Genomic DNA, 13,446 nt, shown 5'->3' with positions numbered 1-13,446 from the left:
CACTCGCGACCTCGCGTGTGACAATTGTTGCGTTCGGCACGGCCTCATTCACACCTTCCTTGCGAACGTCCACACCATCAGCGGATATTCCTCCTCGTTGCTCAGATCCCGCCACAGCCCGTAGGCCCGCACCGGACCACCGATATGCGCCTTGGCGCAGGCCTTATTGCCCCAACCGAAGGCTTGCACGTCGTCCTCGGCGAAGCCGCCTTCGACCATCACCTGCTTCAGCCCCGCCGGCGTCCAGCGGCTATAGTCGTGCGGGCGGGCATGCACCCGGAACAAGAAGGGCGTGGCCACCATAGCCCAGCCGCCGGGCCTGGTCATGGCGTGGATGTTGGCGGCGGCCGCCAGCGGTCGCTGCACATGCTCCAGCACCTGGTCGGCGATGACGATGGAATACTGCTCCTCGGTGCGGTCGCGGCAGATGTCGAAGTCGGGGAAATCGACCGAGCGGTAGTTCGGGCACATGGCCCGCCAATAGCGATTCCAGCCGGGCGAGATTTCGATCACGTCGCGCGACTTGCGGTTAGCCGCTTCGAGAAACGTTGTGAAGGCTTCGATCTGGCGGATGCGCAACCAGTTGCGGCTATCGTAGCCGATCAGCCGTTTTAGGGCTTGCTTCCCACGAGTTTTCAGCGCGCCGGCAAGGCTGGTGGTCACATCGACCTCCTCCGCAGCCCCTCGCCAAAATGGTTCTATATCGAAAAGAGTACAAAAGCATGACGGAAGAAACGGCGCCGAAGCGCCGTCTCGTGCGTCTTAGAGATCAATAATCGCCGTTGTAATAGCGGTCGTCGCAGGGCGCGGTGTAGACGCGGCCGTAACGGTCCTGGTAGCGGCAGAGCTGCTCGCCACGGCGCTGCGGGGTCGTGGCCGAGCCGACGACGGCGCCGAGCAACGCGCCGCTCGCGGCGCCGATCACCGTGCTCTTGGTATTGCCGCCGATGGCCTGGCCGACCAGCGCGCCACCGGCGCCGCCGATCAGCGCGCCGGAGGTGGCCCGCTGCTGGCCTTCGGTCTGCGTCTCGCAGCCGGCAAGGGCGGCGGTCATGAGCACGGCCAGAATGGCTTTCTTGATGATCATCTCTAGAACTCCTCTGAAGCCCCAGGGACTGAAAACGGGGGCGATTGCGCCAAGTGCGGTCGTATTGCGGCCAAACAGCGGCAGACCCCACTCACGAAGTGAGTCATGGTTTCCCGGCTGTTGAAGAGCATGGTCGCCAAACAGGAAAGACCGCGCGATACGCAAGAGGGTTGGTGCCTCCGCATCGGGCAATGTGATGCCCTTCATAGCGTGTGGAATATTCGCCGGCGAATGATGTTCGCGCGCATTTGGCGTTTTAGAAAAGCCTTAATTGCCGTATGGTAATGTCAGGAGACGGCGGTTGGGCTCCGCCGAGTTGAATGGGGTAGCGGCGTTGCGACGCCGCAGGGTTGGGCAAAATGGGTTTGATTTTCCCCGAAATTGGCGAGTGCCAGGGCTGCGGCGGCTCCGGCACGATTTTCGAATGTCCAAGATGGCGCAGTTCCAACGGCCACTGCTGCCCGGCAGGGACACATCAGCACAGGTGTCCTGGGGTCAGCGTGATGTGCTCTGAGTGCGAAGGGACCGGCGGGACCAAGCTGCGGGGCGCCGAGGGACACGCAACGGTCAGCTAGCTGGCCGACGTGGGAAAATGCCTGGCAGCCTTCAGACGCACCTGAATAGTTGTGAGCACGTCTTGATCGGTGATCAACTGCTCAGGAGAATTCGGCTCCGGAATGGGCTCGCCGTCCTCTAATAGCCCTTCGACGTGAAATGCGAGAGCCCGCCCTGCGAGCTCACGCACCTCTGCAATTGTCCCGGCGGCCGTGACGACGCCAGGAAGGTCGGGGAAGGAGAGCCCGAAGTCGCTGCCGCTCTCTTTGTGGATCACCCCGACGTATCGGCACATACCATCCCCATAACTTGTCAACCACGCCTGCGGATCTATTTCCGGATCGCGGATAGGCAAAACGCCTTTTGTGATCGGGGCAGAATGTTAATGCCAGCAACGGCTGCGGCCGTCGATCAATACAAAATCGCATCGTTCAAGGATATCCCGCAAACGTTGGCTACACAGATCGACTATCCAGGCGCGGATCGTTGGGCGGACGGCTCCGTCGGCGATGTTTGCTGGATCGAATCCACCCATCGCAGCCGCCTGACCAAGTCTTTATTGCCCGTGAAGAGGTCGTTGATCTTTACCTTATCCATTATTCCCAGGAGCGACGCCACGAGTTTGGAGGGCGACATGAAGAAAAGGCTCGGCCACATGGCAGCCGGACCACCAGTTGTGGGAAGATGAAGGGAAATTGATGTTGAGGGTCACATTGATTTCACCAGCGCTTCTGCCACTATCCGAATGGCGGAAAGCTTGGAGGCAAGGGCTTGATGAAGACTCAGCAGTGGAAGACCTCGGTCGAGATCGAGGAAATTGAACATAGGCATTACGTGCGCATCATCGAAGACGGCGCTGTAAGCATCAAGGGGTTCGGTTCCCGGACGGATGCCAAAATCTTCGCCCAAAGGGAACGCGCGCGGCTCGGGCTTGATATGCCTTCCAAAGAATAACCCGCCTTGCCAGCGGGCTGTCTTTTTTGTTTGCGGCATGAAAGCTACGGCCCGCTTCATTGCCAGCAGCTCCCCAAAAACAACCGGCCGGCCGGGCCACGCCAGCGTGCTTCCTGAAGGCCGCTGCTACACGAGCGATATGCCTCTCGGGTTCTGACGCCTGCGCGTGGCCCGCTGCATGCGCTATCGGTTTGGCTGATCTTCGCGCATGACGTTGTAGAGAAGCAGGCCCGCCATTAACGAGACGACGGCCCCTAACACATCGTTGCCAGTCAGCCCCAGATAATGAACGATCGCGAATGTCAACTCGGACATGATCCACCTTCGAAGGTTGCTTCTGGAGAACCCTCAGGGATCGCTAATGTTCCGATCGTTTGAGCGGGCGCTTGCGCGCATGTCAGGGGCAAGGCGTCCACCGCCTATCAGGCGTCTTGGCATGGTTGGTGAAATGCAGGTTCCGGTCGTCCCGGCCGGCGGCCCGGCATTCGTGGCAGAACAGCACATTGATCAAGTCGTGGTGCATGCACCGCTGGTCCGGCCCGAGCCGTTTCACCAGCTCGGCTATGTCAAGGATCGCGTGCCGGCGGCAGGTAAGGCAGTCGACAGAAAGCCCGGTGCCAGCTTCGAGCTTCTTGCCGAGCGTGTCTTCTGTGAAAGGAAACCTCATTGCCATGGCGATCCTCGTAAAATGGGTCGCCGCACCGGAGAGGACTATATTCCTCATCCCGAAGAAGCTGGCAATTACAAAATATGAAGCCCGCTGCCAAGGCTGGCGCAACGGGCCTCATATTACTCACCAGCCGGAATTTGAGGGCGGCAGGCAATCCGGCTGGCAGTGCTAACGAGAGACGCAAGTTTTGGTTCCCGCGGCGGCTTATATTAGCATTTCCTTGAATAAAGCTGCTAGCAATGCCAGACTCATGGCATGAAGGGCATCAAGGTTGGCGATGGGTCGCCATCACAGCAACGGAGCCGCGTCAGCGTAGCCATGCCTCACTGAAGGATTTTCGGGAAGAAAGTTAGCCAGTTGGAACCACGCTGGTCGCTAAATGTTCCTGTTGATCGGAACGATGGCAGGGATGGAACATTGGCGGCTCCCCGCGCAGTTTGGAAGGGTTTCCTGAAGGTCGGGTCCGTTTCTTGCGGCGTCAAGCTCATAGGGGCGACCAGCGAGGCCGGAAAGGTCCACTTCAAGATCCTCAACCGGAAGGACGGCCTGCCCGTCAAGAGCGCCTACGTGGATGAAGAGACCGGCGATGTCGTCCCCTCGGAAGATCAGATTAAAGGCTATGAAGCTGACAAGGGCGATTTTCTCGAGATCGAGCCCGAAGAGATCAAAAAGCTGAAGCTAACTTCGCAACACACGCTTGAGGTGGAGGGATTTGTCGCGATCGATGACATCGATACGCGCTACCTCGAAAAGCCCTATTATGTCATTCCGGCGGATGGCGCTGCGGTCGAGGCATTCACAGTGCTCCGTGAGGCAATGAAAAGGAAGCATGTCGCGGCCCGGTCTTGCGTCGTGCTCTACCAGCGTGGCCGAGAGGTCGTGATCCAGCCCTTTGGAAAGGGAATGCTTCTGACGGAGCTGCGCACCAACAATGAGATGGTTTCCGAGCGCAGCGTTTTCGACAACCTGAAAAAACCGAAATACGATAAGGATTTGCTCGAAATTGCCAGCCTTCTGATCGACAAAAAAGTGACCAAGTTCGATCCATCGAAATTCGAGGACACCTACGAAGACGCGCTGATCGCCATGATCGATGCCAAGCGCAAGGGCAAGAAACCACCCAAGCCCGTGCCTCAGCCAAAAGAGAACGTCGTCGATCTCGCTTCGGTGCTTCGCAAGAGCCTGGAGAAGGAAGGCATCAAACGACAGCCCAAAGCGAAGGCAGCCAAGACAGCGTAGCCCCAGTGCGAAGGGAGCTTCGCGGAGTGAAACAGGTGTCCGCATCAGCGGGACGTTGTCTATGCGGAGGCGTGCGCTATGAAATCGCCGGCAAACTTGCCGAGCCGATAGCCTGTCAATGCTCCCAGTGTACACGCACCAGCGGCAACTTCGCAGCCATGGCGGCTTGTCGATCAGAAGACATCAGGCTGATCGCATCGTCGACCCTGACCTGGTACCGTTCGTCGCCCAATGTCGAGCGGGGCTTTTTGTTCGCGCTGCGGCGGCAATCTTTTCTGGAGGGCAGCGCCCACACGACGTCTCTAAAGGCATGATGCAGCCGTGCCGATCGATGATTGCTCTCGTCTGCGCAAGCAGTCTCTTGTTTTAAGGGCTGCCAGTGCTCAATCCCCAAGCAAAAGCCCGTCGCCTCCTCTCCGACGGCGGGCTTTGCGTAGCTCAAAATCCCACATCAAACGTCTCGCCGCTCACGATGTCGAAGATGGGGTCTTTCCGGAGTAAAGACCACGCTCCGACTTCAGTCGCATTGCGAGTCTGCCTACAAGGGACTTCCAGGACTCCAACTTCCAGGACTCCAGTTGCCCTTCTAACCAGCATGCTCAACGGCCGGAGCGTAGCCCGGCCTGCCTGTCAGAACGCCGTTATTGCCACCAGAGCAGGTCGGGTTGCTGACTGGCCCGCCCCGTTCCTTAAAAATGTATTGAACCGGGCCCGGAATCACGCGTCACCGATACGATATCCAAGCAACGACAGCGCTCCATCAAAAGCCCGTCACCCCTCCCCCCGTGGCGGGCTTTCTATGCGCCTTCGGCTGTGCGCAGATCGAAAGCGACCACCACAACTCGTCTTCGGTCGGTGAAGCCATTTCAGACCTCAGTCGCACTTCCATAGCGACCGTAGACGTATCCCGGAACGTTCGCTCTAAACGCCCGTTTGCTTGAAGGTCCAGAAGGAGCGAAGGCCATGAAAACTAATGATTGGAACGATAGCGTCCTGGAAGCCCGGTGGCTTCTCGCTGTCCCTGCCTCGCTTGTCCTTACGGTCCTTTTGGCCTGCGTCTTGCTGACTTAACCAGCCAAGCTTTTGGCACGAAACCCAAATAGGAGAATAAAATGAGAACGCATCTTACCGCGGCTGCTGCAGGGTTTTTGCTACTCGCCGGCATCGGCGCGGCCGCTGCCGACACCGTGGTTATCCAGCCGGAGCAGGAAACGGTCATCAAGGAGTACGTGAAGAAAAAGCCTCTGGCGTCGGTGAAGCTTCCTGGCGTGGAACTCAACATCGGGACAGCACTCCCCGATACTGTCGAGCTTCACGAAGTCCCCAATGTCAAATACCGCTACACCGTCATCGACAATCGGACGGTCATCGTGGATCCAGACACACATAAGGTCGTCAAAATCATCGAATGAACTAAGGTCCGCTGGATGACTCAGCGGGAACACCCTTGAGCAGTTGTTCCTTCGGATGGAGCCCGCCGTCAGCCTCTCACAGGCGGCGGGCTTTTCGTTATATGCCAGGAACACGCAAAGGCCGACCCAAAATCGGCCTAGATCGGCCTGTTCGCGCTCCTGGCGCTGTTCAAAACGGACGGATGAGGCGGGGGCTGGGCCGCCGCTCGTTTTTCCGGCTAAGTCAGACGTGTGTCTGTGGCGCTTTTCCCGAAAGCGGGGGCATTGCGCCGTCTTCGAGCAGGATGTCTTTCTTGCGCGCAAAGGCTACGAGCACGCCCCGTGCAGTCTCGGCGTCGACATCTCCTATCAACGCGGCCTTGCAGGCGCGGATCGCTGCTCTTTGTTCCGGGCTGTTGCCGCACCAGTCAACTGCGAACTGATAGGCATCTGCGACCGTGTTGAGTTGGCGTGGAAAGCCCAGGCCGACCCATACCCGGATCGGCGTTTTGAAGGGTTGGGAGAGCATCGTGAATTCCTCCTTTCACGGCGTCTCTAGGTGCTCAGCCCGCCGCCCTGGCTACGGTTGCCGGGCATCCATGGCAAGACCGCGGTCACTTCCTCATGGATTTTGACGGACTTGGCGAAGCCACAAAACGCTTGCTTTGCGGCCGATCGCGGGTAGCTGCCGTCAAACGCTCTCTGGCATGCGCGGAGCGCGGTTTCATAAATGGTGCCGCGTCTATTTTTTGGCCATTCGTAAAGAAATTCCAGGGCGTCCTCCACGCACGCGATCTCCTGGATCAGGCTGTTCCCGCTTTTCACGAAAACAGGGCTGTCGAACATCCGATCGTTCATAGGATCCTCCACGTCGAACGAACAATTGAGTTTTGAATGAGTGGGACCGACAGCGGTCCGCCCGGCAAAAATATTGGGTTGCAAATTTTGGCCGTCAAGATGCCCATCACCGACGTCGACGAGAGCACGGTGGTAAGGGGACCGAACTCCCCCGATCGCTATTGCAGCCCGGTATCACAGGACTGGCCAAAAGTGCTTTCCCGGCTCGTGGCGCTGTGCTCCAACGGCCATGCACCAATACTTGCGCCAACTCGCAAGTCGCAACGGTCAACAGCTTGACCGCACGTGGGGCACAGGGAAGGTGACGCATTTCCTCGCCGGCCCCGTCGAATGACGCATCGTGAAAGTTGTTTCACTGCAGGGACCAATGCGCCTACTGTCCGGCTTCAGTCGGTCTTGGGGTTAGCGCCTTGTCATTGTCGGGCGGACCAAGGTGCCTATATCCGAAGCATTGAGGAGCTGGGGCAGCTTCATGCCTGAGGCGCGAAGAGAGATCATTGATTGGTGGCGTAACAGGCTAGCCGACGACAAGCAGCTTTTGGCCGACATCGAGGCTGGACGTATACCGGCGGATGAGATTCACGCCGCCTATCTCAGATGGATGATCTCGCAAATGGAGGCCATCGTACAGAGCGTGGAGCGCCACGGGCATCTGATCAAGCCTGACGGCCCTGGGTAGCGTGCTGCCATCGGCGCGACTGGCGCCCTAGTAGCCACTACCGCCCATGGCGCCAGTTCCGCTGGGAAATGCCGATCCTTTGTTGGTCATGCACCCGGCCGCACCGGTTAGGATCACTAGCAACGCTGCGATGGTGATGAGACAGCGCTAAGGGTTGCCTCCTCAGTGGGCTACCGCCCCGCATCCGGTAGACAACACTGTGCTCAGTCTTATTCCACCACGCTTGGGTGACGGATATGCGTGCTCGTAATGGGCCTCGCCTGGCGGCCTTGATCTCCGAAGACGCAAGATTACCGGGCCAGCCTTTGGTCTCTGCAGCAAGCGAAGAAGATGGCCGAGCAGTGACGTCGCTCAGCTTCTCGCGCTTGCGACGGGGATGCGAGGCCGAACAACCAGACCTTAGACGAGCTATGCACGATCGATCGAAAAAGGAAGATGGCCCCTCAGCAGCTTTCGACCTATTTTCCCACCCATGGCAGCAGCTATGGAATCGAGTTCCGTGGGCCGGCCAAGTGGGCCGACTAGATCGAAGTCCACGAGAAGCCACAATGGCGAGGCGGGCCGCGCCGTTCTGGCAGTTTCGCCTCTCACGATGACGTTGAGGGGGCGCGTTAAAAGTGAATGTCATCCACCAAAACCGTAGGTGGTGGGATATTGACAGTATGCCCGTTATGGGCGAGTTTCGCGCCGGACGGATGCGGTCAAAGGTAACCGTCGATTTTAGCCAACCTATCGAAGCGAGGAGCATATCATGTCGGTACAAGCAATCCGCGATTTGAATGATGCAGAAATTGACGAAGTCAGCGGCGCTGGCGGCTGGCGAGACGGGGCGATTGGCGGCATCTGGGGGGGCGCTACCGCACAAGCGGCGGGCGGCGACATGCGAACTGTGGGAATTGCCGCTGCAGGCGGATTTGCTGCAGGGTATTTCTCCGGCGGTCTCAGCAGCGGTGGAGGCGGCCGAGGCGGCCGGTCCTGAGTCTTGATCAACAATTGCTGTGCAGGCCTCTAGGTCTGCATAGCAACTTTATGAGGCCGACAAAGTTGAAATTTTTAGTAAGATCTGCAGCCGACTCCTTAATGTATGGGTTCGCGACCTACGGATTCGTCAATTTTGCGTCGCATTATGTCTCGGTTACAGGCAAAATTACCGAACCGGTGGCGCTACTTGCTCTGGTGACGTTATTTTTTCTTAGCCGACTGGTTTTGAACGGAGCTTTTTCGGGCCAGAAGTGATTCTTCAATTCGCCGGCTTGATCTTGATATCATTCTACTATCACAAGTAGCGGCTCTTCGGGCATTAACAAATGCAGGTACTTTGGATCGGATAGTGAAAGACCAGCTGCTCTAGATTCCACCGCATTGATATCGTCCACGGACCACCCGAATAGCCTTAATGTAGTCAATTGATAGGCGAATTCTACAATATTATGGTTCAACTGTTCGACTTGCCGTAAGAACGCCTCACGTGCCGAGCGTTGTTCTCCTTCCGTTGGACCTTCCTCTACGAACCCCCGGACGCTTTTTCTTATAGCAGAGAGCACTTCTGCGAGTTTCTGCTTGGAAACAGACCCGAAAACCACGAAAAAGCCTGTGCTAGAGAAGAAATCAAAACGGTATTGCAGGCCATAGGTCACGCCTTGGGTGTCGCGGATCTCGCGAAAGAGCCGGGATTTGTCGTCCCCCGTCAGAGCGTGAGCGAGCATCCGAACAGCGAGCCAATCGCTCGGCCTGGACGCGGCGGCGCTTCTGCCACCGATCCCCACAAATGCTTGTGGCTCGCCGCCGTGGTGCAAGAAAATCGGCTCCTTCGCGGAGGCCACGAATTGAACAGGTGGTAGCTTGTCCACCATGCTCCCTGTTGGCAGACCTTCGAACAGTCGATCAACGAGTTGTCCTGCACTCGTGGTCTCAAGATCGCCTACAATACAAATCCGCAAGCGCGCCAATACGATGTTTACCCGGATCCAATTTGCGATATCCGCATCCGAAATCTGCTCGATGCGGCTGGCCTCGGGGAGTAATGCCTGAATGTATGGATGCGGGTTACACAAGGCCGAGAGGAAACTTTCCTGAGCTTTGGTATCGACATCCTCGGCCTGCTCGAGGATTTGCGCCGCCAGCAAACGCTTCACGTCTTCGAGAACCTCAGCAGGGATGTCGGTACTCGTTAGAACTTGGTTCGACAAACGAACGATCTCGTCAATATTTGCAGGGGGGCCGGCAACACAACCGACCACCGCTTCCGCTTCGCTCTTGAGCACGAAGGACGCCTGCAAGTCCTTCAGCTTTTCGGCTAGTTGGTGATTTGTGCGCCGCATTGCAGAGTCGATGAGAGCTCGAGGCGCCGACATCGATGTCTGCGGGCCGTCTACGGGATCGTGCGCCATCCCTCCAGCGAAGCAAAAGCCGATCGCTATTGTCTTGGCCCCTTCGAGCGGCTGCAGAAGAAATGGAATCGCACGTTCACTGGTTGCCTCAATCGCCGGGTGCTTCTTGAGCGGCTTGCTTGCGGGGTAGGGCCGAGCAAGCTTTTGTGCTAGCGCAGTGACAAATTTGATCATTAGCTTGCATCCTATGGCGCAAAGATTAGTGCCCCTTCACGAAGGGGAAAAGACATCGCCTTCGAAAGGCGATGGAAGCCCGCAAGCTTCATTTCTTCCACGCGTTTTTTCTGCGTGGATGCCGCCAGATAACCGAAGAGGATCGTTTCAGTTCCCAAGTGCACAGCCGCCGCGCTGGGATCCTGGCTTCTCGCAGCCAGTTGACCAATTTGCCGGCGCTGCAGCCGCGTAAACGCTTCGTCGTCGAGACCCGTTTCGCTGACCATTCGCAAGTAGTCCTGTATAAACCGAACGGTCGCTTCCGCCTTGCTCTCATCTCGAATGACAACCTCGACCGTGACGAGCAGCTTTCCGCCCCCGATTAGCTCGGTGGAGGAGTCATATTGGACAACCGACCCTGCTTCAAACAATTCTAAGGCGAGGCTACCGGGAATCCGGCTAGCTATGAACTCTCCCAGAATATTGCGGAGCGTCAGATGGTCTGTTCCCTCACCGGGAAGCGACCACAGCGCCCTGTAGATCAGCCGTGGCAAGACCGTTTGCTCATCATGAACAGCCAAAGAAATGAAATCGCTGCCGGGGGAAATGTCGAGATTCAGGGCTGTTGGCGGGAAAGGTTCGAAAGAATCGGTTTGCCGAGTCGGGACTGCTTCACCACCGGAAGGCAAAAGTCTCGTATCGATGTTTGGATTGTGTCGCTTCGCTACCGCGATCACGTCCCGGTAGTCTGCCGGTCCCGTTGCGACGACTAGTCTGCGGCACGTCTGATAGTGGCTATGAAAATTGCTCGCTTCGCTCAAACTAAGTCGCGACACGCTGTCGGAGCTACCGATCGGCCAGTCTTCGAACGGGGTGCCGCAGAAAAAACGCTGGTCGAAACCGCGCAGATGAACGGCTGCGGACGATGGACGTTCCCGCTCCATTATCTCTTGCAGGATGATATCTCTTTGGCGCTCGAAAAGCGCCATCTCAATATCAAAGGGCGCTCGCAATCTGGAAAGAAAAGCGAATGCGGAGCCAAGATTTGCCGCATCGACGGCAACGTCGAAACGAGTCCAAAGGTACGACGTGAATGCGTTCGCGGATTCATGATCAAATAGGCGATCCTTCCGGCGTGCTGCCTCAAACGCGAGATGCTCAACCAAATGTGCAACCGCACTGGAGTTCCCATGCATCGATCCTACTGGGAACCATTGGTGAACGAAAAAGCCTCGTAGTGACGGTTCAGGAAGGTATAGGAGCAGCACGTCAGCGGGGACCCTTTCAAGCCCACGAGATTTGAAAAACGTGCTTAGCGCCTGTCTGATTAGCAAAGGCAACTCTCTAACGTTCAAATGCCCACCGCGGCCCACACACATATAGCCGCCTCATGGTGTCGGGACGCCCCGCAATCGCAATTGTATTTCGACGACTCTACATCTATGAGTAGCATTAAGTTGCCATCGGAGATGTTTATGCGATGATCGGATTTCTCTCAAGAGTTGCAGGTGAGAGAACGTTCCAAAAACGTAAGCACCTTGCTCAGCTTGCTGCAAACGAGCGTTACATCGAAGATTGTGCCGAGCGCATCGAGTTGATCCGCGAAACCTCTGGGTGCCGGCAAACGAGGCTCTTTCTGGAGCCCGCGCTACCTTTGAAACGGACACTTTTCTTCGTGTCCGCGCATTGGGGGAATTATTTCAGGTCTTTCAACAGGATCGCTCACTCTCTTCCCGAAGACTCCAGGTTCGTTGCGTTCCGAGGCGAGGCTTGGGAGGGCGAAGACCAGCTTTTTGGTTCTCTTCAGCGCATATCCCCCAGATCTATTTCAGTTTTTCGTATTCAGGAACGGAGAGGGCTTTTCGACGTCTGCAAGGCCATCGAAAAAGGTGCCCACGCGTTCGTCCTGTTCGACGTTACCGACCGCTCGGACAGAACACATAGATGCAATTTCCTCGGAAGCGAAATCGGCTTTGCCTCGGGCTGGGCAGAGCTCGCGCATATAACAAATTCGATCGTCGTCCTATTCGAGCCTTGCTCGGTCGCAAGACGTGAGGTGACATTTGCGTCTATTCTCGATCCGACGGGAATTCCGCGCGACCGTTTCGTTTCGTCCTGCATGCGAGCCGCGGTTCGTATGCTCGAGCGGCTCGTAGCCGAAGAGCCCTCCTATTGGTTTATGTGGGACGATTGGAAGAAAAGCGTCGCCCATGAATGAGCGGACTCTTTTCCGGGCAGAAGCGACTGCCGCGATCGAAAACAGTGTTTCTACGACATTGCTTGATCGCCGGCTCAACAAGGGGTCAGGCCTGCTGCCTCTGTTTCTCTTCGTTGCTGCACTGTGCGCAGGCGCCATGTTCGTTCAGGTTTCGATTGGCGTTTCCGCAAAAGGTGTTGTGCGTGCCAAAGATGGAACGTTGCCGATCCTGGCAGATCAAGGGGGCGTGCTGACGCAAATCATCTCTGAGCGAGATCCCATCCAGGTGCGGGCCGGCACACAGATAGCGTCCATACGGAATTTGGATCTAGTAGCGCTACGGCGAGGGCCAAAGATCGAGTTCAGCAAGGCCGAGCTTGCTCAAAGGCGACAACGGCTTGAGGCTAGACTTGCCGATATCTCTACCGACTACACGGCGAGAACCGCGCAGATCGCGAGGATGGACACCTCGCTAACGCAAATGTCGGAAAAGGTTACGGCCTTGCTCCCGGTCTATCGGGACGAAATAGCAAGACATGAGCGCCAACTGGTTGACCGGGAGGGCCTGCTTTCAAAGGGTATCGTTCCAAAGGAGGAGGTCGAGCTCACGCGAAACCGCCTCGTCGAGCGAAAACTGCAGTTGAACGAAGCGGAGATTCGTATCGCGGACTTCGATCGACAGCGGCGTGAATTAGCCCTTCAACGGACGCAACTCGACGGAGAATACAAGAAGACCCTTCTCGACGTCCAGAACTCGCTGTCCGACGTTAATGTCACTATTCAGGCCGAAACTGATCTAGAAACAAGTGAACTGACCATGCCGCTGAACGGCACGCTGATTCCTCGTGGCTTTTCGATTGGGCAGGTCGTCCGCACCGGTGATGTTCTCTTTGATGCGGCCGCCCCCGGATCAGAGCTCTATTTGTTCGAGGCTGACCTTCCTGCAAGCCAAATTGGCGGATTGAAAGATGGGCTATCGGCAAAAATTGGCGTCGCGGCCTATCCGTTCTATGAATACGGCTTCATCGAGGGCCGGGTGAAGTTACTGAGCGAGGTGCCGAACCAAAGCATCGAATTCAGCAAGAACCTGCCTGTCGACCCCTTGTTTCGAATTGTGATCGAGCCGACGCCGTCTTCCATCAACTCCTTCAGAGTTAGGAAAAACCTGATACCTGGCATGCCAGTGGACATCCACATCAAGAAAGAATCCGTTGCGTTCTGGCAACTACTTTTTGCTCCACTTTACAAGTTGTCAGCACGAATAGATCTCTAG

The 13,446-nt window shown here is 56.9% G+C and carries 17 protein-coding genes; 7 read left to right on the top strand and 10 right to left on the bottom strand.

From position 1 onward, the window contains the following. Positions 1–48 precede the first annotated feature (48 nt). The 3 genes from EN853_RS08270 to EN853_RS08260 form a co-directional block, all read right to left on the bottom strand. The gene (locus EN853_RS08270) at positions 49–663 is read right to left on the bottom strand and encodes a methyltransferase domain-containing protein (protein ID WP_127859040.1); all 615 of its coding nucleotides are present in this window, start codon (positions 661–663) and stop codon (positions 49–51) included. Between the two features lie 106 nt (positions 664–769). Continuing rightward, positions 770–1,087 carry a YMGG-like glycine zipper-containing protein gene (locus tag EN853_RS08265; protein ID WP_127859039.1) on the bottom strand — a complete coding sequence of 106 codons (318 nt, stop codon included), beginning with the start codon at positions 1,085–1,087 and terminating at the stop codon, positions 770–772. A gap of 571 nt (positions 1,088–1,658) precedes the next feature. Further along, positions 1,659–1,997, bottom strand: coding sequence for a type II toxin-antitoxin system HicB family antitoxin (locus EN853_RS08260; protein ID WP_127859038.1), 339 nt, complete (start codon positions 1,995–1,997; stop codon positions 1,659–1,661). Between the two features lie 30 nt (positions 1,998–2,027). On the opposite strand from EN853_RS08260, the gene EN853_RS08255 reads away from it, so the two are divergent. After that, the gene (locus tag EN853_RS08255; protein WP_127859037.1) at positions 2,028–2,330 is read left to right on the top strand and encodes a hypothetical protein; all 303 of its coding nucleotides are present in this window, start codon (positions 2,028–2,030) and stop codon (positions 2,328–2,330) included. 20 nt (positions 2,331–2,350) lie between these two features. Here the strand turns inward: EN853_RS08255 and EN853_RS08250 are convergent, their stop codons facing one another. Together EN853_RS08250 and EN853_RS35095 are read right to left on the bottom strand one after the other, a co-directional pair. Next, on the bottom strand, positions 2,351–2,656 hold the full coding sequence (locus tag EN853_RS08250; protein ID WP_127859036.1) for a hypothetical protein: 306 nt from the start codon (positions 2,654–2,656) through the stop codon (positions 2,351–2,353). A 123-nt stretch (positions 2,657–2,779) separates the two neighbouring features. Beyond that, positions 2,780–2,911, bottom strand: a complete 132-nt coding sequence (locus EN853_RS35095) for a hypothetical protein (RefSeq protein WP_281061491.1) — start codon at positions 2,909–2,911, stop codon at positions 2,780–2,782. A gap of 121 nt (positions 2,912–3,032) precedes the next feature. Between EN853_RS35095 and EN853_RS08245 the strand changes: the two genes are divergently transcribed. Continuing rightward, complete coding sequence (locus EN853_RS08245; protein WP_127859035.1) at positions 3,033–3,350, top strand: hypothetical protein; 318 nt, start codon at positions 3,033–3,035, stop codon at positions 3,348–3,350. Positions 3,351–3,683: 333 nt separating this feature from the next. Further along, the gene (locus tag EN853_RS08240; RefSeq protein WP_127859034.1) at positions 3,684–4,505 is read left to right on the top strand and encodes a Ku protein; all 822 of its coding nucleotides are present in this window, start codon (positions 3,684–3,686) and stop codon (positions 4,503–4,505) included. A 115-nt stretch (positions 4,506–4,620) separates the two neighbouring features. Here EN853_RS08240 and EN853_RS08235 read toward each other — a convergent pair whose 3' ends face one another. Then, positions 4,621–4,947, bottom strand: coding sequence for a hypothetical protein (locus tag EN853_RS08235; RefSeq protein ID WP_127859033.1), 327 nt, complete (start codon positions 4,945–4,947; stop codon positions 4,621–4,623). Positions 4,948–5,617: 670 nt separating this feature from the next. Between EN853_RS08235 and EN853_RS08230 the strand changes: the two genes are divergently transcribed. Beyond that, positions 5,618–5,917, top strand: a complete 300-nt coding sequence (locus tag EN853_RS08230) for a DUF1236 domain-containing protein (RefSeq protein ID WP_127859032.1) — start codon at positions 5,618–5,620, stop codon at positions 5,915–5,917. 223 nt (positions 5,918–6,140) lie between these two features. On the opposite strand, the gene EN853_RS08225 is transcribed toward EN853_RS08230, so the two are convergent. Next, the gene (locus EN853_RS08225; protein WP_127859031.1) at positions 6,141–6,425 is read right to left on the bottom strand and encodes a DUF982 domain-containing protein; all 285 of its coding nucleotides are present in this window, start codon (positions 6,423–6,425) and stop codon (positions 6,141–6,143) included. A gap of 26 nt (positions 6,426–6,451) precedes the next feature. Further along, a complete protein-coding gene (locus EN853_RS08220; RefSeq protein ID WP_127859030.1) occupies positions 6,452–6,754 on the bottom strand; it encodes a DUF982 domain-containing protein in 303 nt (100 codons plus the stop codon). Positions 6,755–7,226: 472 nt separating this feature from the next. Between EN853_RS08220 and EN853_RS08215 the strand changes: the two genes are divergently transcribed. Further along, complete coding sequence (locus tag EN853_RS08215; RefSeq protein WP_128158766.1) at positions 7,227–7,433, top strand: hypothetical protein; 207 nt, start codon at positions 7,227–7,229, stop codon at positions 7,431–7,433. A gap of 1,265 nt (positions 7,434–8,698) precedes the next feature. Here EN853_RS08215 and EN853_RS08210 read toward each other — a convergent pair. Both EN853_RS08210 and EN853_RS08205 read right to left on the bottom strand, forming a co-directional pair. Beyond that, positions 8,699–9,997, bottom strand: a complete 1,299-nt coding sequence (locus tag EN853_RS08210) for an insulinase family protein (protein ID WP_127859028.1) — start codon at positions 9,995–9,997, stop codon at positions 8,699–8,701. A gap of 11 nt (positions 9,998–10,008) precedes the next feature. Further along, entirely contained in the window at positions 10,009–11,355 is a 1,347-nt protein-coding gene (locus EN853_RS08205) for an insulinase family protein (RefSeq protein WP_127859027.1), read from the bottom strand. Positions 11,356–11,456: 101 nt separating this feature from the next. On the opposite strand from EN853_RS08205, the gene EN853_RS08200 reads away from it, so the two are divergent. Both EN853_RS08200 and EN853_RS08195 read left to right on the top strand, forming a co-directional pair. Then, the gene (locus tag EN853_RS08200) at positions 11,457–12,194 is read left to right on the top strand and encodes a hypothetical protein (RefSeq protein ID WP_127859026.1); all 738 of its coding nucleotides are present in this window, start codon (positions 11,457–11,459) and stop codon (positions 12,192–12,194) included. Beyond that, positions 12,187–13,446, top strand: a complete 1,260-nt coding sequence (locus tag EN853_RS08195; protein ID WP_127859025.1) for a hypothetical protein — start codon at positions 12,187–12,189, stop codon at positions 13,444–13,446. Before EN853_RS08200 ends, EN853_RS08195 begins: the two co-directional genes overlap by 8 nt.

Origin of the sequence: Mesorhizobium sp. M1C.F.Ca.ET.210.01.1.1, assembly GCF_004791585.1 — a bacterium.
Classification (GTDB): Bacteria; Pseudomonadota; Alphaproteobacteria; order Rhizobiales; family Rhizobiaceae; genus Mesorhizobium.
This window is presented reverse-complemented; position numbering and strand designations above follow the sequence as displayed.